Annotated in this window: 24 protein-coding genes; 14 read left to right on the top strand and 10 right to left on the bottom strand. The window is 69.2% G+C overall.

What is annotated here, in order from left to right; all coding sequences use genetic code 11:
- Positions 1 to 14 precede the first annotated feature (14 nt).
- The 3 genes from BN1701_RS27570 (at position 15) to BN1701_RS27560 (ending at position 2045) form a co-directional block, all read left to right on the top strand.
- The gene (locus BN1701_RS27570; RefSeq protein WP_054053603.1) at positions 15 to 806 is read left to right on the top strand and encodes an ABC transporter ATP-binding protein; all 792 of its coding nucleotides are present in this window, start codon (positions 15 to 17) and stop codon (positions 804 to 806) included.
- Positions 803 to 1708 carry a glycosyltransferase gene (locus tag BN1701_RS27565; RefSeq protein ID WP_054053601.1) on the top strand — a complete coding sequence of 302 codons (906 nt, stop codon included), beginning with the start codon at positions 803 to 805 and terminating at the stop codon, positions 1706 to 1708. Before BN1701_RS27570 ends, BN1701_RS27565 begins: the two co-directional genes overlap by 4 nt.
- Before the next feature lie 67 nt (positions 1709 to 1775).
- Positions 1776 to 2045, top strand: a complete 270-nt coding sequence (locus BN1701_RS27560; protein ID WP_054053599.1) for a hypothetical protein — start codon at positions 1776 to 1778, stop codon at positions 2043 to 2045.
- Here BN1701_RS27560 and BN1701_RS27555 read toward each other — a convergent pair.
- Complete coding sequence (locus BN1701_RS27555; RefSeq protein WP_082860090.1) at positions 2042 to 2407, bottom strand: GtrA family protein; 366 nt, start codon at positions 2405 to 2407, stop codon at positions 2042 to 2044. The two genes, BN1701_RS27560 and BN1701_RS27555, sit on opposite strands and share 4 nt — an antisense overlap.
- A gap of 106 nt (positions 2408 to 2513) precedes the next feature.
- On the opposite strand from BN1701_RS27555, the gene BN1701_RS27550 reads away from it, so the two are divergent.
- The 9 genes from BN1701_RS27550 (at position 2514) to BN1701_RS27510 (ending at position 12025) form a co-directional block, all read left to right on the top strand.
- Entirely contained in the window at positions 2514 to 3872 is a 1359-nt protein-coding gene (locus tag BN1701_RS27550) for an FAD-binding protein (protein ID WP_054053592.1), read from the top strand.
- 14 nt (positions 3873 to 3886) lie between these two features.
- A complete protein-coding gene (locus BN1701_RS27545) occupies positions 3887 to 4642 on the top strand; it encodes a decaprenylphospho-beta-D-erythro-pentofuranosid-2-ulose 2-reductase (protein ID WP_054053590.1) in 756 nt (251 codons plus the stop codon).
- Between the two features lie 46 nt (positions 4643 to 4688).
- The gene (locus BN1701_RS27540) at positions 4689 to 5201 is read left to right on the top strand and encodes a YbaB/EbfC family nucleoid-associated protein (RefSeq protein WP_054053588.1); all 513 of its coding nucleotides are present in this window, start codon (positions 4689 to 4691) and stop codon (positions 5199 to 5201) included.
- Positions 5198 to 6712, top strand: coding sequence for a WXG100 family type VII secretion target (locus tag BN1701_RS27535; protein ID WP_054053586.1), 1515 nt, complete (start codon positions 5198 to 5200; stop codon positions 6710 to 6712). The genes BN1701_RS27540 and BN1701_RS27535 overlap by 4 nt, the downstream gene beginning before the upstream one ends.
- 58 nt (positions 6713 to 6770) lie before the next feature.
- Positions 6771 to 7058 carry a hypothetical protein gene (locus tag BN1701_RS27530; RefSeq protein WP_157368250.1) on the top strand — a complete coding sequence of 96 codons (288 nt, stop codon included), beginning with the start codon at positions 6771 to 6773 and terminating at the stop codon, positions 7056 to 7058.
- Complete coding sequence (locus BN1701_RS27525) at positions 7058 to 7732, top strand: hypothetical protein (RefSeq protein ID WP_054053582.1); 675 nt, start codon at positions 7058 to 7060, stop codon at positions 7730 to 7732. Before BN1701_RS27530 ends, BN1701_RS27525 begins: the two co-directional genes overlap by 1 nt.
- Positions 7729 to 8361 carry a hypothetical protein gene (locus tag BN1701_RS27520; RefSeq protein ID WP_054053579.1) on the top strand — a complete coding sequence of 211 codons (633 nt, stop codon included), beginning with the start codon at positions 7729 to 7731 and terminating at the stop codon, positions 8359 to 8361. The genes BN1701_RS27525 and BN1701_RS27520 overlap by 4 nt, the downstream gene beginning before the upstream one ends.
- A 44-nt stretch (positions 8362 to 8405) precedes the next feature.
- Entirely contained in the window at positions 8406 to 11528 is a 3123-nt protein-coding gene (locus BN1701_RS27515; RefSeq protein ID WP_054053577.1) for an AfsR/SARP family transcriptional regulator, read from the top strand.
- A gap of 80 nt (positions 11529 to 11608) precedes the next feature.
- A complete protein-coding gene (locus BN1701_RS27510; RefSeq protein WP_054053575.1) occupies positions 11609 to 12025 on the top strand; it encodes a hypothetical protein in 417 nt (138 codons plus the stop codon).
- A 293-nt stretch (positions 12026 to 12318) separates the two neighbouring features.
- Here the strand turns inward: BN1701_RS27510 and BN1701_RS27505 are convergent, their stop codons facing one another.
- From BN1701_RS27505 to BN1701_RS27490, 4 genes are all read right to left on the bottom strand, one after another.
- Positions 12319 to 13221, bottom strand: coding sequence for a decaprenyl-phosphate phosphoribosyltransferase (locus BN1701_RS27505; RefSeq protein WP_054053574.1), 903 nt, complete (start codon positions 13219 to 13221; stop codon positions 12319 to 12321).
- Positions 13218 to 13718 (bottom strand): phosphatase PAP2 family protein, encoded by a 501-nt coding sequence (locus BN1701_RS27500; protein ID WP_369800682.1) that lies wholly within the window; start codon positions 13716 to 13718, stop codon positions 13218 to 13220. Before BN1701_RS27500 ends, BN1701_RS27505 begins: the two co-directional genes overlap by 4 nt.
- A 78-nt stretch (positions 13719 to 13796) precedes the next feature.
- Positions 13797 to 15011: a UDP-galactopyranose mutase gene (gene glf, locus BN1701_RS27495; RefSeq protein ID WP_054053569.1), complete on the bottom strand. Its 1215-nt coding sequence runs from the start codon at positions 15009 to 15011 to the stop codon at positions 13797 to 13799.
- A gap of 89 nt (positions 15012 to 15100) precedes the next feature.
- Positions 15101 to 16078, bottom strand: coding sequence for an LLM class flavin-dependent oxidoreductase (locus tag BN1701_RS27490; protein ID WP_054053567.1), 978 nt, complete (start codon positions 16076 to 16078; stop codon positions 15101 to 15103).
- Positions 16079 to 16168: 90 nt separating this feature from the next.
- Between BN1701_RS27490 and BN1701_RS27485 the strand changes: the two genes are divergently transcribed.
- Entirely contained in the window at positions 16169 to 16978 is an 810-nt protein-coding gene (locus BN1701_RS27485; RefSeq protein ID WP_054053565.1) for a Cof-type HAD-IIB family hydrolase, read from the top strand.
- Positions 16979 to 17232: 254 nt separating this feature from the next.
- Here the strand turns inward: BN1701_RS27485 and BN1701_RS27480 are convergent, their stop codons facing one another.
- Together BN1701_RS27480 and BN1701_RS27475 are read right to left on the bottom strand one after the other, a co-directional pair.
- Positions 17233 to 17970: a 1-acyl-sn-glycerol-3-phosphate acyltransferase gene (locus BN1701_RS27480; protein ID WP_054053564.1), complete on the bottom strand. Its 738-nt coding sequence runs from the start codon at positions 17968 to 17970 to the stop codon at positions 17233 to 17235.
- Positions 17970 to 18341 carry a hypothetical protein gene (locus tag BN1701_RS27475; RefSeq protein WP_231949729.1) on the bottom strand — a complete coding sequence of 124 codons (372 nt, stop codon included), beginning with the start codon at positions 18339 to 18341 and terminating at the stop codon, positions 17970 to 17972. Before BN1701_RS27475 ends, BN1701_RS27480 begins: the two co-directional genes overlap by 1 nt.
- Before the next feature lie 255 nt (positions 18342 to 18596).
- On the opposite strand from BN1701_RS27475, the gene BN1701_RS27470 reads away from it, so the two are divergent.
- Positions 18597 to 18800: a cold-shock protein gene (locus BN1701_RS27470; protein ID WP_054053561.1), complete on the top strand. Its 204-nt coding sequence runs from the start codon at positions 18597 to 18599 to the stop codon at positions 18798 to 18800.
- 63 nt (positions 18801 to 18863) lie between these two features.
- On the opposite strand, the gene BN1701_RS27465 is transcribed toward BN1701_RS27470, so the two are convergent.
- The 3 genes from BN1701_RS27465 to BN1701_RS27455 all read right to left on the bottom strand — a co-directional run bounded on the left by BN1701_RS27465 (position 18864) and on the right by BN1701_RS27455 (position 22223).
- Positions 18864 to 19775: a glycosyltransferase gene (locus tag BN1701_RS27465; protein ID WP_231949728.1), complete on the bottom strand. Its 912-nt coding sequence runs from the start codon at positions 19773 to 19775 to the stop codon at positions 18864 to 18866.
- On the bottom strand, positions 19763 to 21403 hold the full coding sequence (locus tag BN1701_RS27460; RefSeq protein ID WP_231949727.1) for a glycosyltransferase: 1641 nt from the start codon (positions 21401 to 21403) through the stop codon (positions 19763 to 19765). The genes BN1701_RS27465 and BN1701_RS27460 overlap by 13 nt, the downstream gene beginning before the upstream one ends.
- A gap of 103 nt (positions 21404 to 21506) precedes the next feature.
- On the bottom strand, positions 21507 to 22223 hold the full coding sequence (locus tag BN1701_RS27455; protein WP_054053557.1) for a DapH/DapD/GlmU-related protein: 717 nt from the start codon (positions 22221 to 22223) through the stop codon (positions 21507 to 21509).
- Between the last annotated feature and the right edge of the window lie 105 nt (positions 22224 to 22328).

Genomic DNA, 22328 nt, shown 5'->3' with positions numbered 1-22328 from the left:
TGAGGCATTCCGACATGGTCAGCATCGAGGTCCAGAACGCCTCCGTCGACTTCCCGATCTTCGACGCCAAGACGCGGTCGCTGAAGAAGGCCGTCCTGGGCAAGGTGGGCGGCAAGATCGGGACCGACACCAAGGTCCCCATCATCGAGGCACTGCACGACATCACCCTGTCGCTCAACGAGGGCGACCGGGTGGCGCTGGTGGGGCACAACGGCGCGGGCAAGTCCACGCTGCTGCGGCTGCTCTCCGGCATCTACGAGCCGACGCGCGGCATCACCAAGATCAACGGCAAGATCGCCCCGGTGTTCGACCTCGCGGTCGGCATGGACCCGGAGATCTCCGGGCTCGAGAACATCATGATCCGCGGCCTGTTCCTCGGGATGTCCCGCAAGGAGATGGAAGCCCGGGTCGAGGACATCTCCCAGTTCACCGAGCTGGGCGACTACCTGCACCTGCCGCTGCGGACGTACTCCACCGGCATGCGGGTGCGCCTGGCGCTGGGTGTGGTCACCTCGATCGACCCGGAGATCCTGCTGCTCGACGAGGGCATCGGCGCGGTCGACGCGGCGTTCATGACCAAGGCGCGCGACCGACTGGTCGACCTGGTCCGCCGGTCCGGCATGCTGGTCTTCGCCTCGCACTCCGACGACCTGCTCTTCGAACTGTGCAACACGGCCATCTGGATGGACGAGGGCCGGGTGAAGATGCACGGCTCACTGCGTGAGGTCCTGACCGCGTACAAGGGCCGCGACCCGTTCGAGCACATGAGCCCGGAAACCCTCGAAAGGCTCGGCGAGACCCTATGAGCACCCCGCAGCAGTTGCCGCCGGGATCGGTCGTGGCCGTGGTGGTCACCAGGCACCGTCGGGCGCTGCTCGCGGAGTCGCTGAAGATGATCGCCGCGCAGTCGCGTCCGCCGGACCATGTGATTGTGGTCGACAACGGTCCCGACGACCCGGCCAGGGACATCGTCGAGTCGTGCGGCGTGTCCGCCACCTACCTGGTCTCGCACCGCAACCTCGGCGGCGCGGGCGGGTTCGCCCTGGGCATGCTGCACGCGCTGGCCATGGGCGCCGACTGGCTCTGGCTGGCCGACGACGACGGCCGACCAGCCGACGAGACGGTGCTGGCGACCCTGTTGGACGTGGCCGAGAAGCGCGGCCTGGCCGAGGTGTCGCCGGTGGTCACCAACATCGAGAAGCCGACCAAGCTGGCCTTTCCGCTGCGCCGGGGGCTGACCTGGAAGCGCGACGCGCGCGAACTGGGCACCGACTTCCTGCCGGGGATCGCCTCGCTGTTCAACGGCGCCCTCTTCCGCGCCGACACCCTCGACGTCGTGGGTGTGCCGGACTACCGGCTGTTCTTCCGCGGCGACGAGGTGGAGATCCACCGCAGGCTGGTGCGCTCCGGGCTGCCGTTCGGCACCTGCCTGACCGTGTCGTACCTGCACCCGGACGGCTCCGACGAGTTCAAGCCGATGCTCGGCGGTCGCTTCCACGCGCAGGACCCGGACAACGCGATCAAGCGGTACTACACCTACCGCAACCGCGGCTACCTGATGTCGCAGCCGGGGATGCGCAAGATCGGGATGCTGGAGGTCGTCCGGTTCGGGCTGTACTTCCTGGGCACCAAGCGCGACCCGAAGGCGTTCCTGGAATGGCTCAAGCTGGTCCGCAAGGGACGAAAAGAGCAGTTCTTCCGCGTTTAGCTCTCAGCGGATCCGCTGTGGGTGAACTTCGGTTGCCGCGCAACGGTTTCGCTGATCTGCTGGGACCATGAACGACACCCAGCAGGCGCTGATCCTGCACCTGGCCACCGGCGGCGAGCCGGTCGTGTTCGCCTTGTCCGTCAAAGCCGCCAAGAGCCTGCGCAACCGGCTGCCCGTGCTGATGGGCTCCGGCGGTGTGGACACCCTCGAACTCGAGGACGCCAACACCGTCTCGGTGAACTTCGGCCACGTGGTCAGCGCCCACCTCGACGAACTGCCCAGCCACGCACGCGTCTACGGCAGCCCAGGACGGCGATCCAGCGGCTTCGGGGTCTAGTCGCGGAAAACGACGGTCCGCAGCAGGACGAAGTTGATCGTGGTGCCGACGGCCTGGGCGATCATCCACGCCAGCGCGTACTGCCAGCGGAACTCGGGCAGCACCGCCAGCATCAGCGCGTTGGTGCCGACGTTGACGAAGAACGTCACGGTGTAGAGCAGGGCGAACCCGCCCGCCTGGCTCGCGCCGCGGTCGCGGGCGCCCGCGAAGGTGAAGCGCTTGTTCAGGAAGTACGCCGTGGTGGTGCCCGCGATGAAGCTCAGCGCCTTGGCCAGGTGCACCCAGGTGCCCGCCTGCAGCAGCAGCCAATAGAACCCGGAGTCGACCAGCGCGCAGAAGCCGCCGACCATCGCGAAACGCATGAGCTGCTGAACCAGCCCAGCGCGTTGGGTGTCGTTCCCCACGTCAGCCACGTGCCCGTCCCTGTCTCCCCGACAGGGGCAGTCTAGGGCGCACTACGCTGGCCCGGTGGAGGATGCGAGATTCGAGACCCGCGCGCTCACCGGCTGGGGCCGCACCGCGCCGTCGGTCGCCACGGTCGCCCACCCGACCACCGCCGACCAGGTCGTCGCCGCGCTGGCCACGGCCGGGCCACGCGGGGTGATCGCCAGGGGGCTCGGCCGCTCCTACGGCGACCCGGCGCAGAACGCGGGCGGGCTGGTCGTGGACATGACCGGCGTCGACCGGATCCACTCGATCGACCCGGACACCGGCCTGGCCGTGCTCGACGCCGGGGTGAACCTCGACCAGTTGATGCGCGCCGCGCTGCCGCACGGGCTGTGGGTGCCGGTGCTGCCGGGCACCCGCCAGGTCACCATCGGCGGGGCGATCGGCTCGGACATCCACGGCAAGAACCACCACTCCGCGGGCAGCTTCGGCAACCACGTCCGCGCGCTCGACCTGCTCACCGCCGACGGCGAGGTGCGCACCCTCACTCCCGAGTCCGACCTGTTCTGGGCCACCGTCGGCGGCATGGGCCTGACCGGGATCATCCTGCGCGCCACCATCGCACTGAAACCCGTCGAGAGCGCGTACTTCGTCGTCGACACCGACCGCACGTCCACTTTGGACGAGACGCTGGAGCTGTTCGCGAACGGCTCCGACGCGCACTACGACTACTCGATGGCGTGGTTCGACTCGATCTCCGCGGGCGCGAAGCTCGGCCGCGCGGTGTTCTCCCGCGGCTCACTGGCCACAGTGGACCAACTGCCCGCCAAGTTCCGCGCCGACCCGCTGAAGTTCGACGCGCCGCAGCTGCTCACGCTGCCTGACGTCTTCCCCAACGGCCTGGCCAACAAGCTGACGTTCCGCGCGCTCGGCGAGGCCTGGTACCGCAAAGCGCCGAAGCGGGGGCGCGAGCAGATCCAGAACCTGACCGCGTTCTACCACCCACTCGACCTGTTCGGCGAGTGGAACCGCGCCTACGGCTCGCGGGGATTCCTGCAGTACCAGTTCATCGTGCCGTTCGAGGCCGACACCGAGCTGCGCGCGATCGTGCGGCGGATCGCCGAGTCCGGGCACGTGTCGTTCCTCAACGTCCTCAAGCGGATGGGCGACGGCAACGCCGCTCCCCTGTCGTTCCCGCGTCCGGGGTGGACGATCACCGTCGACTTCCCGATCGTGGCGGGGCTGCCGGAGTTCTGCGTCGAACTCGACCAGCGAGTGCTCGACGCGGACGGGCGGCTGTATCTGGCCAAGGAGTCGCGCACGGCGCCCGAGACCTTCCAGCGGATGTACCCCCGGCTCGACGAATGGCGGAAAGTGCGCCACGCGGCCGATCCGGACGGCCTGTTCATCTCCGACCAGTCGCGCAGGCTCGGCCTCTGAGTAAGGACTCAATCTTGATCAACGCAGTCGGCACCCCGCAGTCGCTCCTGCTGCTCGGCGGCACCTCCGAGATCGCCATGGCCATCGCGGAGAACTACCTGCGGCGGGCCCCGCTGACGGTCGTCCTCGCGGCCCGCCCGTCCGACCGGCTCGACGCCGCCGCGACCAGGCTGCGCGGCCTGGGCGCGACCGTGCGCACCGTCGAGTTCGACGCCAAGGACACCGCCTCGCACCCGGCGGTGATCGAGCAGGCCTTCGCCGAGGGCGACGTCGACGTCACGGTCATCGCCTTCGGACTGCTCGGCGACCCGGAACTGGCCTGGCAGGACCACGCGACCGGAGTGGAGTTGGCCCAGGTCAACTACACCGCGCCGGTGTCGGTGGGGATCGCGCTGGCCGAGCGGCTGCGCAAGCAGGGCCACGGCGCGGTCATCGCGCTGTCGTCGGTGGCGGGCGAGCGGGTGCGGCGGTCGAACTTCGTCTACGGCTCGACGAAGGCGGGCTTCGACGGCTTCTTCCTGGGACTGGGCGAAGCGCTGCGGCCCGCCGGAATCACCGTTACCGTCGTCCGGCCAGGATTCGTGCACACCAAGATGACCGAGGGACTCAAACCCGCGCCCATGGCCACCACCGCCGACAAGGTCGCCGAGATCGCCGTCGACGCCGTTCGCCGACGTCGCGACCTGGTGTGGGCCCCCGGCCAGTGGCGCGCGGTGATGTCGGTGCTGCGTCACATCCCCCGGCCCATCTTCCGCAAACTGCCGATCTGACGGTCAGCGCGCCACTACGATCGGCCACGATTGGGGGAATTTCGCCATGGACGAAGCCAAGTACCAAGAGACCCTGCGCCGGTTCGAGGAGCAGGCCGCCAAGGCCGCCACGCTCAAGGAGAGCATCGCCCAGCTCAAGGGCAGCGCGCGCAACGGCGACGGCTCGGTCACCGTCACGGTCGCCCCATCGGGCGCGGTGCTCGGCCTGCAGCTGTCCCCGGCGGCGATGAACCGCTCGCACACCCAGCTCACCCAGGAGATCCTGGGCACCATCCGCCAGGCCCAGCAGCAGGCCGCGGCGAAGATGGAGGAGACAGTCCGCCCCTTCGTCGGCGACGCCCAGTACGAACAGTTCCAGGCCGCCTTCAAGGCCCACTCCGCCGACGTCGAGCCGCTGGGTCCGTCGACTCCCCCGCCCGCGGCGAGCCTGCCCGGCCCGCAGGCCGGGGCGAAGCCCGACTTCGGCGGTCCGGTCCGGCAGCCCCGGGCCACCCGCCCGGCCGACGAGCCGGACGACGGTGACTTCTCCGGCGAGTCGATCTTCAAGGGGCGCCGATGACCAGCATGGACATCAGCAGCGGCACGCTCCTGGGCCACGCGGAGGGATCCACCAAGCAGTCCGAGAACTTCACCGGCCTCGCGAGTCTGCTGGAGCAGGCGCGGGTCCACGACGAGTGCTTCGGCCCGCTCGGCAGGCTCATGGCGGACTGCTACTTCGACTCACTGCAGGAGTGTCAGGACATGGCCACCAAGGCCTCGTCCTACCTGGTGCAGATCTCCGACGCGCTCAAGGACACCGCGAAGTCCTACGGCGACACCGACACCGACAACGCCACCGGGCTGACCTCGGCGGGTCAGGGCGTCGGGACGCTCGGGGACCTCAACGGCGCGGGCAACTCCACCCGCGACGGCTACTTCGAGCAGGCGGCGAACTACGGCAGCTCGTGGGCCGACGCCGCCGACAAGCTCCAGGACGCGGGCAGCCCGGCGGAGGCCGGGTTCGCGCTGTTCAACGCCCGCATGGAACAGCTGAACACCGTGATGAGCCCAGGTCAGGCCTTCGTCGACAACGGGCTGGGCTTCCTGATCTCGCTGGCGATCAGCCCCATCGTCAACTTCGTCCTGGAACCCGCCATCGGCGACCCGGAACAGATGAAGAGCACGGCCAAGGGCTGGGACAACGTCGCCACCTGGCTCAACGGCGTCGCCGAGCACGAGCAAGGCCGCGCCGACGCCACCGGCCAGGGCTGGCAGGGCGAGGCGGGCGACGCGTTCCGCCGCGAGATGGCCGAGTTCGCCGACGGCACCCGCGCGCTGTCGGGGGATGTCAGCAGCCTCAAGAACATCCTTGAGACCGCCGCGACCATCTTCGAGACGTTCGTCCAGATCGTCGTGGACATCATCCAGGAATTCGTGATCGGCCTGATCATCGAGTGGCTGGCCGCCCTCGCCGCCTCGTGGATCACCGCGGGCGCGTCGGTCGCGGCGGCCACGGGGCTGACGAGCGCGCAGATCGCGATCACCAGCACGCGACTGGGCACCAAGGTCGCGAACCTGATGCACAAGCTCAAGCCGCTGATCACGCAGCTGGAGAACGTGCTGCAGATGATCCGACAGAACAAGATCGCCAAGGCGGTCATCGAGAAGATCGACAAAGTCACCAAGATCCCGGTGGTGGGCAAGATGATCGGGACCAAGATCGACACCGCTAGTCCGGCCCTTGGCTTGATTCGCAATCATGGCGACGACCTGCTGACCAGTACGCCCAACCTGCGCATCGGTGCCCATGCGCTCGACGACATGGGTAGGAAGATCCTTGACGCCAACGGGAATCCGATCGCGCTCGCTGGTGAGAAGGCGCTCGCTCAGCGGGTGACTCGGACCGCGCTGGGCTATCTCGGGCTCAGCGGAACCACGGACACCGGCCGCGTGATCGTCACCGGCACCCTGGAGAACCTGCCGGGCGCGGCGGCGGAGTGGGGCGCCAAGCAGGTCGAGAACCACGTCGAGGACCCGTCGTCCTCCGCTGAGCGCGACGCCTCGCAAGAACGTGGATTCACCGTCGACTGATCCAGTGGGGGAAGCGCTCGTGCCCAGCCTCGTGACCAGGTTGACCCCTGGCCAAGCCATGTCCGCCACGCTCGGGTCGCTGTTGATGATCGGCGCCATCGCGGTACCCCTGGCGGCGCAGTTGAAAGGGTCTCCGACCGTGTTGGGTACTACGCTCGGCGTCGGCGTGCTTGGCGCGTTGACGCAGAGGCTCGCTTGGCGGTTCAGGCGGGACGGGGACGATCGGATCTTCTACGTATCCAGCTCCGAGCGAGTCCTCTACTACCTGTCCAACATCATCTTCTTCACGTTCCTCACGTTCGCGTTCTTCGCCGTGTTCGGCCTCATCGCCGGGATCATGGACTGATGAAGCCACCGTTCACCCTCCGCCCGGGAATCCGGGCCAGGGCCTTGATGGCACCCGGCGAGGAACTGCTCTGGGCCACGAGCCGCAAGTTGCTCGGGTACCGCGTGCGCGGGCTCCAACTCGACGGACAACCGCAAAAGGGCCTGGCTTCCCGGGTTGGCATGGGATTGGCAGGCATGGCGGGCGACGTGCTCGCGGCCACCGTGCCGCCTGCCGACGTAGGCGACTCGCGCGACAACGCCCCGCGACCCGACTACGAGGTATTCGGCCGATCGCCGGACCTGATCGCGGTGCGGTTTGCCCGGCTCATCACCGAGCCGGCTGTTTTGTGCCTCACCACCCATCGCCTGCTTGTGGCGGTGGCGGTCCCCGAGCCCGCACCCGAGCCGGAGCCATCGCGGGGATTTTTCGGGGAGCTGGCGAAGCTCGGCCGCGATGTGGCCACGGCGGCCACCACCCAGGCAGACGCGGGCCACGGCAGATCCACGGTCAACTCTGCTCTGCGCCCACTCACCGAGATCCCGCGCGGCCAGATAAGCGGGCTCTCGATCGAGGGCAACCCGCCGGTGCTGCGGCTGACCCTGGTCGACGGTTCCGGGTTCGACTTCAAGCACGGCGGCAACCGCGCCGGCCTCGAACGGGCGATCGCGCTCGCCAACGGAGCACCGGAATGACCCAGCCGTTCGACCGCGACGAGAAAGACATCCGCAAGATCGAGTTCGACGGGCGGTGCTTCGGCTCGCGGGTGGCGGGCCGGGTGACCGTGCCGCACATCCCTGGACCCGCTGATCCTCAGGTCTACTTCGACGAGCACCGTTGGGCGGTGCCGAACGAGGTCATCTCGGCGGGCCGGTTCGTCGGCAACGACTGGGCCGACGACCCCGCGATCGCGTGGTGGGCCGAGGCCAGCCATCCTGGCCAGGACGCTGTGCGCATGGTTCAGGCCGCCGGTGTCGCTCGCGGCATCGTCGCCCTGTGGGTGACCAACAAGCGACTCACCGTTGTTTTCCCGCAGAGGTATCTGATCGAGCACCGCGAGCGCAAAGAGCGATCGGGGCTGTTGGGCCGCGCCGCCGGCTGGTTGGACACCGAACCGGCCCCGTGGCAAGCCGGCGAGATCATGCACATCCAGGCGAGTGTCGACGCGGCCGGGGTGGCCGGGTTCGGGCCCGCCCGGCTCGGCCGTTCGATGCCGTCTGCGGCCTTCCTCGGCGTCTGGTTCCGGGACCGCTCGGTCCTGTACGTGCGGTGCGCCGACCCCGAAACCGAGGTAGCGCGGCTCAACAAGCTCCAACGCAGGTGAGATTCGCGCACTGACTGTGCGAAAATCGCCGGAGGGGGGAAGCCGTGCGGATCTTGGTGTTGGGACCGGTCGAAGTCAGAACCGGGGACGCGGCCGTCAACCTGGGTGGGCCCAAGCCGAAGGCGCTGCTGGCCGCGCTGGTGACGCAGCCGCGGCAGGTGGTCTCCATCGACCGGCTGGTGGACCTGATCTGGGATGAGCGGCCGCCGCAGTCGGCCACGGCGCTGGTGCACACCTACATCTCCCTGCTGCGACGCGGCCTGGCCGACGCGGGGCGCAAAGAGGTGCTGGCCACCCGGGCGCCCGGGTATCTGCTCGACATCGCCGACGACGACAGTGATCTCGGGTTGTTCGAACGCGCGCTGGACTCGGCTCGGCAGGCTGAGCGGGCGGCGGACTCCGGGGACGCGGCCGGGCACTACGCCGCGGCGCTCGGGCTGTGGCGGGGGCATCCGTTCGGCGGGGTCGACGCCGGGTTCGCGCGGCGGCGGGCCGACGGGCTCGAACAGCAGCGGCTGGGCGCCGAGGACGGGCTCGGTCGGTGTCAGCTGGCCGATGGCCGGGCCGAGGAGGTCGCCGAACGGCTGCGCGGGATCGTCGCCGCCCACCCGTTGCGGGAGGAGACCCGCGGGCTACTGATGCGGGCGCTGCACGAGACCGGCAGGCAGGCCGACGCGCTGGCGGTCTACCGCGAGGGGCGCACCCACCTGCTCGACGAACTCGGCCTGGAGCCAGGGGAGAAGCTGCGCGAGCTGCACGCGGCCATTCTGGATGGCACGCTGCGACCGATGAACGTCCCGTCGCAGCGCGCGCACTCCCCCGTCGCCGCGCCGGTCCCGGTCGGCGCGCCCGGGTTCCTGGCCGAGCCGGTGGTCGTGCCGCGCAACCTGCCGCCCGACATCGGCGACTTCACCGGCCGCGACGAGTCCCTGGCCACGGTGCTGGACTTCGCGACCAAGGACGCGGGCACGTCCGCGTCGACCGTGGTCGTCTCCGGGTTCGGCGGCGCGGGCAAGTCGGCGCTGGCCATCCACGCGGCGCACCGGCTGCGGGAGCGCTACCCCGACGGCCAGCTCTTCGCCGACCTGCGGGGCTCCGACCGCGACCTGGGCGCCTTCGAGGTGCTGGGCCGCTTCCTCGGCGCGTTCGGCGTCGCCGGGCCCGAGCTGCCCGCCGACCTCGACGACCGGATCGAGTTGTACCGGCGCACCGTGTCGGGCAGGCGGCTCGTCATCGTGCTCGACAACGCCCGCGAGGAGCAGCAGGTCCGCCCCCTGCTGCCCGGCGACGGCACCAGCCTGGTCATCGTGACCAGCCGCTCCCGGCTGACCGGGCTCGCAGGGGCCGAGCCCGTCGAGCTGGACTTCTTCGGCACCGAGGCCAGCGTCGAGATGCTGCGCAAGATCATCGGTGCGGAGCGGGTGGACACCCAGCTGGCGCAGGCCGAGCGGATCGCCGACCTGTGCGGCGGCATCCCGCTGGCCATCCGGGCCGCGGCGGCCAAGCTGCTGGCCCGGCCGCACTGGCCGCTGAAGTCGCTGGCCGCGCGCCTGTCCGACGAGCACCGCAGGCTCGACGAGCTGGCCATGGGCGACCTCGCGATCCGCTCCAGCCTGCGGCTCAACTACGCCGAGCTGGACGACCAGCAGCGCCGCGCGTTCCACCTGCTGTGCCTGCTCGACCTGCCCGACTTCGGCTGGTGGCTGGCCGCCCCGCTGCTCGACGTGTCGCTGGAGGAGGCCGAGGACATCGTCGAGCAGTTGGTCGACCTGCGGCTGCTGGACGTGGCCGGGGTCGACAGCATCGGCCGGGTCCGCTACCGCTTCCACGACCTCGTGCAGCTGTTCGGGGCCGAGCACGCCGCCGCCGACGAGCCGTCCGACCTGGTCGCCGCCGCGGTATCGCGCACGCTGGCCACGTGGATGGCGCTGGTCGAGGCCGGGTCCCGCAAGCTGCCGCGGGTCACGTTGGGTCTGCGCCCATCGCTGGCGTCCAACATCGAGGTCGACCCGCGGCTCATCGAGGAGACCGAGGCAGACCCGACCGACTGGCTCAAGTCCGAGACCGGCGCGGTGGTGCGCGCGGTGGAACGGGCGCATGAGTTGGGCATCGATGGGATGACCACGCTGCTCATCACCTCGCTGCTGAGTTCCCCGTTCGCCGCCCGCAACGAATTCGACGGCTGGCAGCGCACCCATGAGGTCGCGCTGTCGGCGGCCCGCTGCAACCACGACCGGCAGGCCGAGGCGGTCGTGCTGACCGGACTCGGGCAGCTCTACTACGAGAAGGACGACTTCCCGACCGCGCTGACGCACTTCACCGAGGCCCTCGGCCACGCCGAGGCCATCGGGGACGACACGACCAAGGCGATCGCCCTGATCGGCGTCGGCACCGTCCAGCGCGAGCAGGCCGACTTCGCCGCCGCGCGCGGCACGCTGGCCGCCGCGGCCGAGCTGGCGGAGTCGAGCGGCGACCACGCCGTCATCGCCGCCGCCCGCTACGGGCTCGGCGCGATCAGCCGCGACCACGGCGACCTCGACGCCGCGGCCGAGGAATTCCGCCGCTGCGTCGAGCTGTACCAGGCGACCGACGACGCGCGCGGGGCCGCGCTGGGGCTGCGCGGGCTCAGTCTGTGCCACCGGGCCGCGGGCGAGTACGCGCAAGCCGCCGCGCTGAGCGCCGAGGCCGTGGCGCTGCTGCTGACCGTGGGCGACCAGCTCGGCGCGGTCTACGCCCGACAGTCGTGGGCCAAGGCCAGCATCCGCGCCGGGGTGATCACCGAGGTCGAGTCCACCCTCGCGGCCGACGTGCGGACCTGCGGGCTGCAGTGCGACCGCTTCGGCGTCGCGCTGACCACCCGCACCCTGGGGGAACTGCATCTCGCGCTCGGCGACCTCGACCGGGCCCGCGAGCTACTCGGCGACGCCCTGGCGAAGTGGACCGAACTGGGCCTGCCGCTGTGGCGCGGCCGGACCCTGCGCGACCTGGCCGCCGCCGACCCCGCCGCGGCCGCCGAACACTGGGCCGCGGCCCGGGCGCTGTTCGCCCAGACCGGCGCGCGCGAGCTCGCGGAGCTGGCCGACCTGACCCCGGCGGACTGGTTGGCGATCGTGCAGGCGCCTTATAGGCGATCTATAGACGCGGCGCCGGACGAGCCGGGGTCCTGAAGCCGGGCTAGAGGCCGCTTGCAGGCGCGACCTCGATTCTTCTCGTGTCAGGGAAACGAGAAGAACGGAAGCCGCAGGACATGGCCGACACCGGGATCCGCCGCAGCGAGATCATCGAACGCGCGGAGAGCTGGCTGCGTCCGTCGGTCGCGCACAGCACGACCAAGTTCCACCAGAACGAGTTCGGCATCTACCGCACCGACTGCTGGGGCTACGTCTCAATGGCTTGGGGCCTGCCGGACCGCCGCGGTGGTGTCGACACCGTCGGCCTCGCCGAGATCAGCACGATGATCGGCCAGGACGACCTGCTCGCGGGCGACATCCTCCTCGACGCGCGCCACGTGACGATCTTCCACGAATGGGCCGACCGGGACCGCGCGGCTTGCTGGGGGTTCGAGCAGGCGGCCGGGACCGGAACCGTGCGCCGACTCATCCCGTATCCGCACGCCACGCCGCGCCGCTACGTCAACGTCTACCGAGGGAGACTGCTGGCATGAAGAACGACCGCACCCAACTGGCCCGGGACTGGGTTTCCCGGCGGTTTGTTGGGTGGCGCTAGGTCGGCTCGTCCGGGATGGGAGTGCGGGGTCCCTTCGCCATCAAGGGTCTAACTCGAGTCCGACGGCCTCAAGGGCGCCTGCGGCGTCGCTGCGCGATCGGCAAGCCGACCCTTGACCCCGTCGGACTCGAGTTAGGGATGGCATGGGCGAAGGAACGGGGAAGGTCTAGCGACCTTGAAAGCCCCGGATTGGGTGGCCAGGAGCTGCTTTGAGGCCGTGCGGGTGGGTGATTAGAGATAAACCGAAAGTCCCAGGCAGATGACCCAGCTGGCGCCGAGGACTTGGAGGGCTCGGTCTTTGAGGGCGATGTCTTCTGGCTCTCCGGCGCCGCCGTGGTCGATGTCGACGGCGTAGCGGAGGACGGCTATGACGAAGGGGACGATGGAGATGACGGCCCAGATGGAGTTGTGGGGGCTGCGTTCGCGGATCTCGAAGGCCCACAGGCAGTACGTGGTGATCATGATGGCCGCCGAGGTGGCCCAGACGAAGCGCAGGTAGCTCGACGAGTACTTCGACAGTGACGCGCGGATCTTCGCACCGGTTTGTTCGAAGAGGGTGATTTCGGCGTAGCGCTTGCCGGAGACCATGAACAGCGAGCCGAACGCGGTGACCAGCAGGAACCACTGGGACAGCGGGATGCTCGCGGCGACACCGCCCGCGATGGCGCGCAGGAGGAAGCCGGAGGCGACGATGCACAGGTCGATCACCGGCTGGTGCTTGAGTCCGAAGCAGTAGCCCAGCTGCACCGCCGCGTAGACCGACAGCACGATCACCAGCGGCCAGCCCGCGAGCATGCCGACGCCGAGTGACAGGACCAGCAGGACCGCCGAGACCGCGTAGGCCACCGGCACCGGGACGATTCCGGCGGCGATGGGGCGGTTGCGCTTGGTCGGGTGGGCGCGGTCGGCCTCGACGTCGACGGCGTCGTTGACCAGATAGACCGCCGAAGACACCAGGCAGAACGCGACGAAGGCGATGGCGGCGTCGGTCAGGACGTCGCGGTCGAGGATGCGGTTGGCCGCGAAGGGTGCGGCGAGCACCAGGACGTTCTTCACCCATTGGCGTGGCCGCGCCGTCCGCAGAAGCCCGACCAGCACGTTCGACTCCGTTGTCTTGATCGCCGAAGTGGTCATCGGGACCTCAGCTTGCGTCGCAGGAGGCCGCCGACGACCGCGCCGAGCACGGAGCCCGCGACGACATCGGTCGGGTAGTGCACGCCCAGGACCAGGCGGGAGAGCAGCATCGGCGGCACGAGCAGCGGGACCAGCCTGCGGCCGGTGAGGCCGGAGAACAGCACGGCCGCCGCGGTGGTGGAGGTGGCGTGTGACGACGGGAAGCTCAGCTTGCTCGGCGTCGACACCAGCACGCGGACCGAGGGGTCGTCCGGGCGAGGGCGCCGGACGACCCGCTTGACCGCGATGGACGCGGCGTGGGCCGCCACGACGCCCGCCGAGGCCGCGAGCCAGTCGCGGCGCCTGCGGCGGTCGACGGCGGCGCCGACCAGGCCGAGCGCGAACCAGCCCGCGCTGTGTTCACCGAACAGGGACAACCCTCGGGCTGCCTTCACCACCGGCCCGCGGCCGATGGCGCCCTGCACCCGGCTCAGTGCGGCGGTCTCACGCCCCACCACGGATGCGTTGTTGTCCACTTCGAGTACCTCCCGATCGGGCTTCTTCTCACCAGATCGGGAGGCGACGCCTCGATGTTTCTAACCGTCCAGTGAACCGTCGAGCGGAGCACCCTCGGTCAGGTGCGGAGCGATCTTGTTTTCGAACACGGAGAGTGCCGAGCCGATCGCCATGTGCATGTCGAGGTACTGGTAGGTGCCCAGCCGACCCCCGAAAATGATGTTCTTCCCGGCCGCCTCGGCCTTGGCCAGTTCCCGGTACTTGGCCAGCTTCTCGCGGTCTTCCGGGGTGTTGATCGGGTAGTACGGCTCGTCGCCGGACTCGGCGAAGCGGGAGTACTCGCGGACGATGACCGTCTTGTCCGCCGGGTAGTCCGTCCGCTCCGGGTGGAAGTGACGGAACTCATGGATCCGGGTGAACGGAACGTCCTCGTCGTTGTAGTTCATGACGGAGGTTCCCTGGAAGTCACCGGTGGGCACGACCTCGGTCTCGAAGTCGAGGGTGCGCCAGCCCAACTCGCCCGCGGAGAAGTCGAAGTACCGGTCGACGGGGCCGGTGTAGACCGTCGGGGTGCCCGCCGGGATCTGGTCGCGCACGTCGAAGTAGTCGGTGTCGAGCCGCACGTCGATGTTCTCGTGCTCGGCCATCTTCTCCAGCCACGCGGTGTAGCCGTTGACCGGCAGACCCTCGTAGGTGTCGTTGAAGTACCGGTTGTTGAAGTTGTAGCGGACCGGCAGGCGGGTGATGATGCCCGCGCCGAGTTCCTTCGGGTCGGTCTGCCACTGCTTTGCGGTGTAGCCGCGGATGAACGCCTCGTACAGCGGGCGACCGATCAGCGAGATCGCCTTCTCCTCGAGGTTCTGCGCGTCCTCGGTGTTGATCTCCGAGGCCTGCTCGGCGATGAGCGCCTTGGCCTCGTCCGGGGTGAACGACTTGCCGAAGAAGTTGTTGATCAGCGCGAGGTTCATCGGGAACGCGTAGACCTGGCCCTGGTACCGCGCGAACACCCGGTGCTGGTAGTCGGTGAACTCGGTGAACTGGGTGACGTAGTCCCACACCCGCTTGTTGGAGGTGTGGAACAAGTGCGCGCCGTACTTGTGGACCTCGATGCCGGTCTCCGGCTCGGGCTCGGAGTAGGCGTTGCCACCGATGTGCGGCCGCCGGTCGAGCACAAGCACGCGCTTGCCCAGTTGGGTGGCCGTGCGCTCGGCGATCGTCAGGCCGAAGAAGCCGGACCCGACCACGATCAGGTCATAGCCGCCGAAGTTTTCAGTGCTTTTCGCGGAGTCGCTCACGAGAGCCCAGGTTACCTGTGTGTAATCCGTCACATGAGTGGGCCCCGGCACCGCTCCCCGCGGCGCCGGGGCCCACGTCCCCTGTGGAACTACCCCTCCGAACTGCCTGCCTCGCCATGATGGACGCGCGGGGCCTCGGGGTCGTTGCTCGGCGGCGTCGAGTTTCGATCACCGGCTCGGCCGCCCAATCCGGGCAGCACGTCGGCGGCGACAGCCTCGAGCACGCTCTCGCGGCCCGCGTAGACGCCGTCGGGCCTGGGCCAGTGCGTCACGATGTCGGTGAAGCCCAGCTCGGCGGCCCTGCCTGCGTGGTCGCGGAAGGCCTCGACGCTCTCCAGCGAGAACAGCGGCGACGCGTCCAGGCTCAGGTAGCGGTCGACCGACGTCCGGTCGCGCCCCTGGTCGGCGAGGATCTGGTCGAACCGGTCGGTGCGCTCGGCGACCCCGCGCCACCAGTCGCCGAGGTCGGCGGCGTCCTTGCCGCCGAGGGTGATCCAGCCCTGCCCAAACCGCGCGGCGATCCCCATCGCCTTCGGACCGTCGGCGCCGATGAGGAACGGCACGCGGGGCTTCTGCACGCAGCCGGGGTGGTTGCGGGCCTGGACGGCGGTGTAGTACTCGCCATCGTGGTCGGTGACCGGCTTGGTGAGCACGTCGGACATCAGCTCGACGAACTCGCCGAACCGGGCCGTGACCTGCCGGGGCGTGATCTCCTCCTCGCCCATGACCGAGCGGTCGTAGCCGCCCTTGCCGGTGGCGCCGGAACCTAGGCCGAGCATGAACCGGCCATCGGAGATGTCGTCGACCGACAGGACCTGCCTGGCGAAGGACACCGGGTGCCGGAAGTGCGGCGACGCCACCAGAGTGCCGAGGCGCAGGGTGTCGGTGACCATCGCGGCGGCGGTCAGGGTGGCCATGGAGTCGAACCACGGCCCGTCGACCAGCGTGCGCCAGCCGAGGTGGTCGTAGGTCCAGGCGTGGTCGAAGCCGTAGGTCTCGGCCGCCCGCCAACGCGGCTCGGCGGCCCACCAGCGGTGCTCGGGAAGGATGACGATGCCAACTCGCACAGATCGAACCTAGCGTTTGCCGCCGACAGTTCCCACTTGCGTCACCGCAAATGACGTGGAGTGGCCGACGGCGTCATGGAAGATGGGCGTGTGGAGAAACCGCTGCTCATCGCCTCCGACATCGACGGCACCCTGCTGACCACCGACAACGACCTGAGCCCGCGGACCGCCTCGGTCATCAACCGGATCCTGGCGTCGGACACCCCGTTCGTGCTGGTCACGGGCCGACCGCCGCGGTGGATCCCGCCGGTCGCCTCACTGGCCGGGCTGTCGGGGTACGCGGTGTGCGCGAACGGCGCGATCATCTATGACATCGCCGCGTCTGCCGTGGTGAGCGTGCATGGGCTGGAGCCGATGCTGCTGCACGATATTGCTCACACATTGCAGTCGGTGCTCACTGACACGCATCTCGCGACCGAGTGGGCGGTGGTCGGGCCGTATGACGGTGGGATCACCTTCGCCACTGAACCCGGGTTTCGAAATCCGTGGGGCGATGCGGAGACGAACTATCGGCCGCGGGCTGAGGTGTTGGGCAAGCCCGCGACGAAACTGCTGGTCAGGCACGAGAAAATGACCAGCACGGAGATGGCGATGGCGGCTCGGGAGCTGCTTGGGGACGCGGTGGACGTGACGTTCTCGACGAACAGCGGGCTGATCGAGATCTCGGCGCCTGGGGTGACGAAAGCGTTGGGGCTGGCTGAGGTTGCTTCGTGGGCGGGGGTTGCCGCTACTGACGTCGTGGCGTTCGGTGACATGCCGAATGACATCGAGATGCTTCGGTGGGCGGGGCACGGGGTGGCGATGGCGAACGCGCACAAGTTGGTGGTGGCGGCTGCTGACGAGGTGACCGCTGCCCACGACGAGGACGGCCTCGCGCTGGTGTTGGAACGCTGGTTCTAAGACCTCGACCACACGAGGACGCCCCCCACCCGCCCTGGGGGGCTGCCCTGCTCCAGTCTATCGGCGCTGCAAGATCAACAGAGTTGGCGAGGGCTGGCTGTGGATAGCTCGGCCGATGTGGATAGCTCGGCCGACAGCCGAGCTTGGCCCATGTGGACAGTTCGGCCGATAGCTTGGCCGATGTGGATCGCTGGACGCTGTCCTGGGCGTGATGTGGACGGCCCCCAGCCGTGCGGCTCGGGGGCCTCCGCGTCCTACTCGGGGCGCTTCTTGTCCAACAGGGCCGCTTCCTCAGGGGTCGGGGCCGCGCCGCCCAAGTGCTTGGGGAGCCACCAGGAGTCCGCGTCGGTCGCGGGGGTGTCCGGGTAGTCCTTCTGGACTCGGTCGAGCAGTTCCGTCATCCGGGTCCGCAGTTCGACCGTGCGTTCCTCAAGGTCGTCCTCCAGGCTGACCGAGAGCGACTCGCCCGCGCGGATGAGGATGGGGATGTGGCGCTGTTTGAGGTCCTTGGGCCTTCCCTTGGTCCATAAGCGCTGGGTGCCCCACAGTGCCATCGGGACAATGGGGACGCCTGCTTCGGCCGCCATCCGGACCGCGCCCGTTTTGATTTCCTTGACGGTGAAGGACTGGCTGATCGTGGCCTCGGGGAAGACGCCGACGACTTGGCCGTCGCGGAGTCTGGCGACGGCTTCCTGGTAGGAGGCCTGGCCCGCCGATCGATCCACCGAGATGTGGTGCATGCCGCGCATCAGGGGGCCTGCGATCTTGTTGCGGAAGATCTCCTGTTTGGCCATGAACCGGACCAGGCGCTTGGCGGGCTGGGCGCCGAAGCCGCAGAAGATGAAGTCCAGGTAGCTGACGTGGTTGCACGCGATGACCGCGCCGCCGGTGGCGGGGATGTGCTCGACGCCCTGGACGTCCAGTTTGTAGTCCATGACCCGGAACAGGGTCTTCGCCGCCAGCACCACTGGCGGATAGACGAGCTCGGCCACTAGCCGCTCACTGTCTTGGCGGCCTGCTCCCGCAGGGCGATCGGCGCGCCCGCGAGGTCTTCCTCGTTGCAGAGGAGCTTGACGTCGTAGTACGGCGATCCCTCGCCGTCGTCGTAGTCGAGATGGATGGCGATGACGTCCACCGGTTCACCGAGCCACTGCTGTGTACTTCGCAACCACGACGCGGCCCGCTCCAGGGCCGTTGGCAGATCGTCGTCGCGGAACTCGACGGGGCGGTAGGGCACGCCCTGTACTTGATCGCCTCGGTGTTCGGGGCGGGGCAGGTCGACCGATACGCCTGCTTCGTCGAGGTCTAGCGCGATGGATTCGGTGTTCTCGATCCCGGATTTCTGGCTGGCGAGCTCGCTCACAGTCAAAGCGTCTCCCAGCAGGGGTAGCGCCGCAACCCCCGACCCGGTGTCGCGGCACACGTGCGCGGCACCCGTGGTCTGTGGTTGACTGTGTGAGGTCGTAAGTTTTCTTGAGTACGTGTTAGATCACGCTCGCAAGAGATCGTTGCGGGCGCGCGGTTTTCCTCCAGGTCAAGCCGGAGAAGTCGCCGTCTGAAACCGACCAGGGCGCGCACGTCCGTGTGTGCTTTAGCGGTACCTGTTGAGGAGATAGACGTGGCACAGGGCACAGTGAAGTGGTTCAACTCCGAAAAGGGCTTCGGCTTCATCCAGCCGGACGACGGCGGCGCTGACGTCTTCGTTCACTACTCGGAGATCCAGGGTTCGGGCTTCAAGAGCCTGGACGAGAACGCCCGCGTGGAGTTCGAGATCGGCCAGGGCCAGAAGGGCCCGCAGGCCACTGGCGTTCGCGCCATCTGAGCTTAGCTCGCAAACCAGAACGGGCCACTCTCCTCGGAGAGTGGCCCGTTCGGCGTTTCCGGCTCAGAGCACCGAGCGGGGGAAGTCCGGCTTCGGGTTGAAGCGCATGCCTTCGACGACCTTCTTGAGCAGGCGGATCCGCAGCGGCCAGGCCACGCCGCCGCCACGCAGGCCCGCGACCATGCGCGCGAGGAACTTGGCGAAGGCCACCGGGTTCTCGTGGTGCAGGCGGAACGAGGCCTCGTTGCGGGCGCCGTACTCGAACTTCCAGATGTTGGCCGGGGTGACGTCACCGAAGTTGACGCCCCGGTTGACGCCCATGTCGTGCACGACGACGCTGCTGAGCACCTGGACGCCGGGGGCGTCCTTGGTGACCCGAATGGTGTACTCCTGGTCGTCGAACCAGATGAAGTACTCCTTGAGCGGCAGGCCGAAGCGGGTCAGCGTCCAGCGCGGGAACAGCACCGAGACGAACGAGCAGTGGGTGACCAGCACGCTCTGCTCGCCCTTGGAGATGAGCCTGCCCCAGTCCCAGGTGGTGCCCGGGTTGTTCATCTCGCAGATGTTGCCGTCGATGTACTTGACCAGCGAACACGCGTACGGCAGCTGGGTGCCCAGGGTGGCCTCGGCCTTGGCGTGGCCGTTGACCAGTTCTTCGAGCGCGTCCTCGTTCGGGTAGCAGTCGTCGTCCATGATCCAGACGAAGTCGGCGCCGAGTTCGTAGCCGCGGGCCATGCCGGTGGCGAAGCCGCCCGCGCCGCCGGTGTTGGTGTCGAGGCTGACCACGACCACCCGGTCGTCGCGCCTGACGTAGTCGGCCAGGACCTCGGCGGTGCCGTCGGTCGAGGCGTTGTCGACCACCACGACCCACGCCGGGCGCAGCGTCTGGGCCAGCACGTGGTCGAGGACCGTCGTCAGCTTGTCCTTGCGGTTGTACGTGACGACAACGGCGGCGACAGAACTCACTGCATCCATCCTTCGTAGAGGTCGCGGATCCACGACCGGGCGTCGGGCAGGGCCGCGAACGCGATCGACTTCGTCCGCTGCTCGGCGAGCCAGGCCTCGCGCCGCTGCGGCGAGGTCATCATGGTGCCGATCCGGTCGGCCGCGGTGCGGATGAACGGGTAGGGGTGGCGCGGGCAGAGCAGGTCGTCGGCGATCAGCGAGGCCTGCGAGCCGACGTCGGCGGACACGACCGGCACACCCGCGGCGGACGCCTCGAACGAGGTCAGGGTGAGCCCCTCGTTGTCGGAGGAGATCACCAGCACGTCGGCTTCGGCCAGGGTCTGCGGCACCGGGCGGTCCGGGCCGCGGATCTCCAGCACGTCGGCGAGGCCGAGCCGGGACCGCAGGCCGTGCACCTCGCCGGACAGCTCGCCGTCGCCGTGCATGATGAACCGGACCTCGCCCGGGGCGGAGCGCTTGAGTTCGGCGGCGAGCTTGACGAACAGGTACGGCCGCTTCTGCTGGGTGAACCGGCCGACGAAGGCCACCGTGAACGGGCCGTCGGGCACCGTGGGCGCGGGCGAGTCGCCGCGGACGGTCAGGTTGGCCAGGGTGGCCAGGGCGACCTTGTCCTTGTCGAGGTTCTGCTTGCCGACCAGGTAGTCGCGCAGCTGCGGCGAGATCACGTGGTGCTTGTCGATGACGTTGGACATCCGCACGGAGATGTCGACAAAGCCGCCGGTGCGCCACTCCAGGATGTGCAGCGAGTCGACGACCGGGATGTCCGGCCGGATCGCCTTGAGCCACGGCAGCCGCTCGTAGAGCCACGTGCAGTGGTGCACGTGCACGCCGCGCACGTCGAACATCGACAGGATGCCGTTGAGCAGCGTCGACTCGCTGTCCGGGGCCAGCGGGTGGGTGAGCGGGACGATCACCGCGCCGTCGAACTCGGGGCGGGTGATCCACGGGTGGCTCGACGGCCGGTCGGTGATGACGACCGGCGTCAGGCCCGCGTCCTTGGCCAGCTGGACCGTCTCCAGCGCCCACCGCTCGGCGCCGCCGAGTTCGAGCCAGTGGATGCCGAACAGCACCGCCGGGGTCTTGCCCTGCTCGATCGCGGCGGCACCGCGATCGACGCTGACACCAGCCTTGCGCGGCAGGCTCTGCGAGCGGGCCTTGCGCTCGACGAGGTCGGTGCGGAACTGGCGCAGAGCGTCGAACTGCACCGGCACGGTGAACCGCACGGCCCGGCGCACCGCGCCCTTGATGCCGGGCAGCTGGTGGTAGGCCGACGCGGTCTGCTCGCCGCCGCCGACGTCGACGACCAAGTCGACGAGGCCGTCGGAGTCGACCCCGGCCGCGGTGGTGTGCACCAGGCTGCGGAAGACGACCGAGCCGACGACCTCGCGGTCGTCCGGCCACTCGATGCTGGCCGTCTGCTCGTCGGTGAGCGAGGGCAGGCTGCCCGACGGGCCGCGCAGCACGGTGAGGCGAATGGTCCGGCCGGGCCGGGTCATGGCCTGGAAGTTGGCCGCGCCCACGACGAGAGCGCGCTCCCGTGCGTCGAGCAGACCATCACCGTTGGCCAGACCGACGCCGCTCTCGTCCAGGAGCTCGAACGCCGGGGGAAGCTTGGGAAGATCAGGCTTGTCCGTCACGTCTCTCGAGGGGGTCGCGGGTTGGCGCACGCCGACACGGCGCGCGCTGAGCCCCCGCAGTTTACCCGTTCGGGGATTGGCAACGCCGACTTGGTGTGGTTGGTCAGGCGTGCGCGGCGGTGCCCGCGAGCGGCCGGGCGGGCTCGGCGGCCGTCCACCAGGCAAAGGCGGCGGCCAGCGGCGCGGGAACCTCGGCGGGCACCGCGTTGCGCGCGTACTCGGCGCTGAGCAGCGCGATCGACTCGTCGTCGACCCCGGCGCGGCTCATCCCGACCGAGTTCACCCCGCGCAGGCGCACCGGGTTGCCGTAGGCCATCGCGAACGGCGGCACGTCGCGGGTGACCGCGGTGCCCATGCCCACCATGGCGCCCGGACCCACGACGCGGCGCTGGTGCAGCACCGCGTTCATGCCGATGTTGACCTTGTCGCCGATCTGCGCGTGGCCGCCGACGCTGACCCCGGCCGACAGCGTCACACCGTCGCCGATCAGGCCGTCGTGGGCGACGTAGACGCGGTTGAGCAGCCAGCAGTCGGCGCCGATCCGGGTCCGGCGGTAGCTGCCCTGGTGGATGGTCGTCAACTCGCGCACGACGGTCCGCGGGCCGATCTCGACGCCGATGTGGTCGAGGTCGCCGTCCCAGGCCCGGTTGTGCCGCAGGCTGCTGATCTCCGGCGGGGTGCCGATGACGCAGCCGGGGCCGATCCAGCAGTCGTCGCCGACGACCAGCGGGCCGAGCAGCACCGCGCCCGGTCCGACGGTGACATTGGTGCCCAGCTCGACACCGGCACCGACGAGCGCGGAAGGATGGATCTGGTTCACGCGGGGACTCCTCGGGCCGGGGCCGGAACAACGGGGGTTGACAACCGGGCCAGGAGTCTACGTCTGTACCGTGTTCGACTGTTCTGTGCACCAGCCGTCACCCGA

The organism is Alloactinosynnema sp. L-07 (assembly GCF_900070365.1).
GTDB lineage: Bacteria > Actinomycetota > Actinomycetes > Mycobacteriales > Pseudonocardiaceae > Actinokineospora.
Note: the sequence above shows the minus strand (reverse complement) of the source record. Positions and strands in the feature narration are given on the sequence as shown.

What these genes read in the sequence shown, in the direction of transcription:
- BN1701_RS27560 (WP_054053599.1), top strand. Translation starts at nt 1,776, where the DNA reads ATGAACGACACCCAGCAGGCGCTGATCCTGCACCTGGCCACCGGCGGC.
- BN1701_RS27520 (WP_054053579.1), top strand. Translation starts at nt 7,729, where the DNA reads ATGACCCAGCCGTTCGACCGCGACGAGAAAGACATCCGCAAGATCGAG.
- BN1701_RS27510 (WP_054053575.1), top strand. Translation starts at nt 11,609, where the DNA reads ATGGCCGACACCGGGATCCGCCGCAGCGAGATCATCGAACGCGCGGAG.
- BN1701_RS27540 (WP_054053588.1), top strand. Translation starts at nt 4,689, where the DNA reads ATGGACGAAGCCAAGTACCAAGAGACCCTGCGCCGGTTCGAGGAGCAG.
- BN1701_RS27505 (WP_054053574.1), bottom strand. Translation starts at nt 13,221, where the DNA reads ATGACCACTTCGGCGATCAAGACAACGGAGTCGAACGTGCTGGTCGGG.
- BN1701_RS27525 (WP_054053582.1), top strand. Translation starts at nt 7,058, where the DNA reads ATGAAGCCACCGTTCACCCTCCGCCCGGGAATCCGGGCCAGGGCCTTG.
- BN1701_RS27535 (WP_054053586.1), top strand. Translation starts at nt 5,198, where the DNA reads ATGACCAGCATGGACATCAGCAGCGGCACGCTCCTGGGCCACGCGGAG.
- BN1701_RS27555 (WP_082860090.1), bottom strand. Translation starts at nt 2,407, where the DNA reads ATGCGTTTCGCGATGGTCGGCGGCTTCTGCGCGCTGGTCGACTCCGGG.
- BN1701_RS27465 (WP_231949728.1), bottom strand. Translation starts at nt 19,775, where the DNA reads ATGGATGCAGTGAGTTCTGTCGCCGCCGTTGTCGTCACGTACAACCGC.
- BN1701_RS27565 (WP_054053601.1), top strand. Translation starts at nt 803, where the DNA reads ATGAGCACCCCGCAGCAGTTGCCGCCGGGATCGGTCGTGGCCGTGGTG.
- BN1701_RS27570 (WP_054053603.1), top strand. Translation starts at nt 15, where the DNA reads ATGGTCAGCATCGAGGTCCAGAACGCCTCCGTCGACTTCCCGATCTTC.
- BN1701_RS27530 (WP_157368250.1), top strand. Translation starts at nt 6,771, where the DNA reads ATGTCCGCCACGCTCGGGTCGCTGTTGATGATCGGCGCCATCGCGGTA.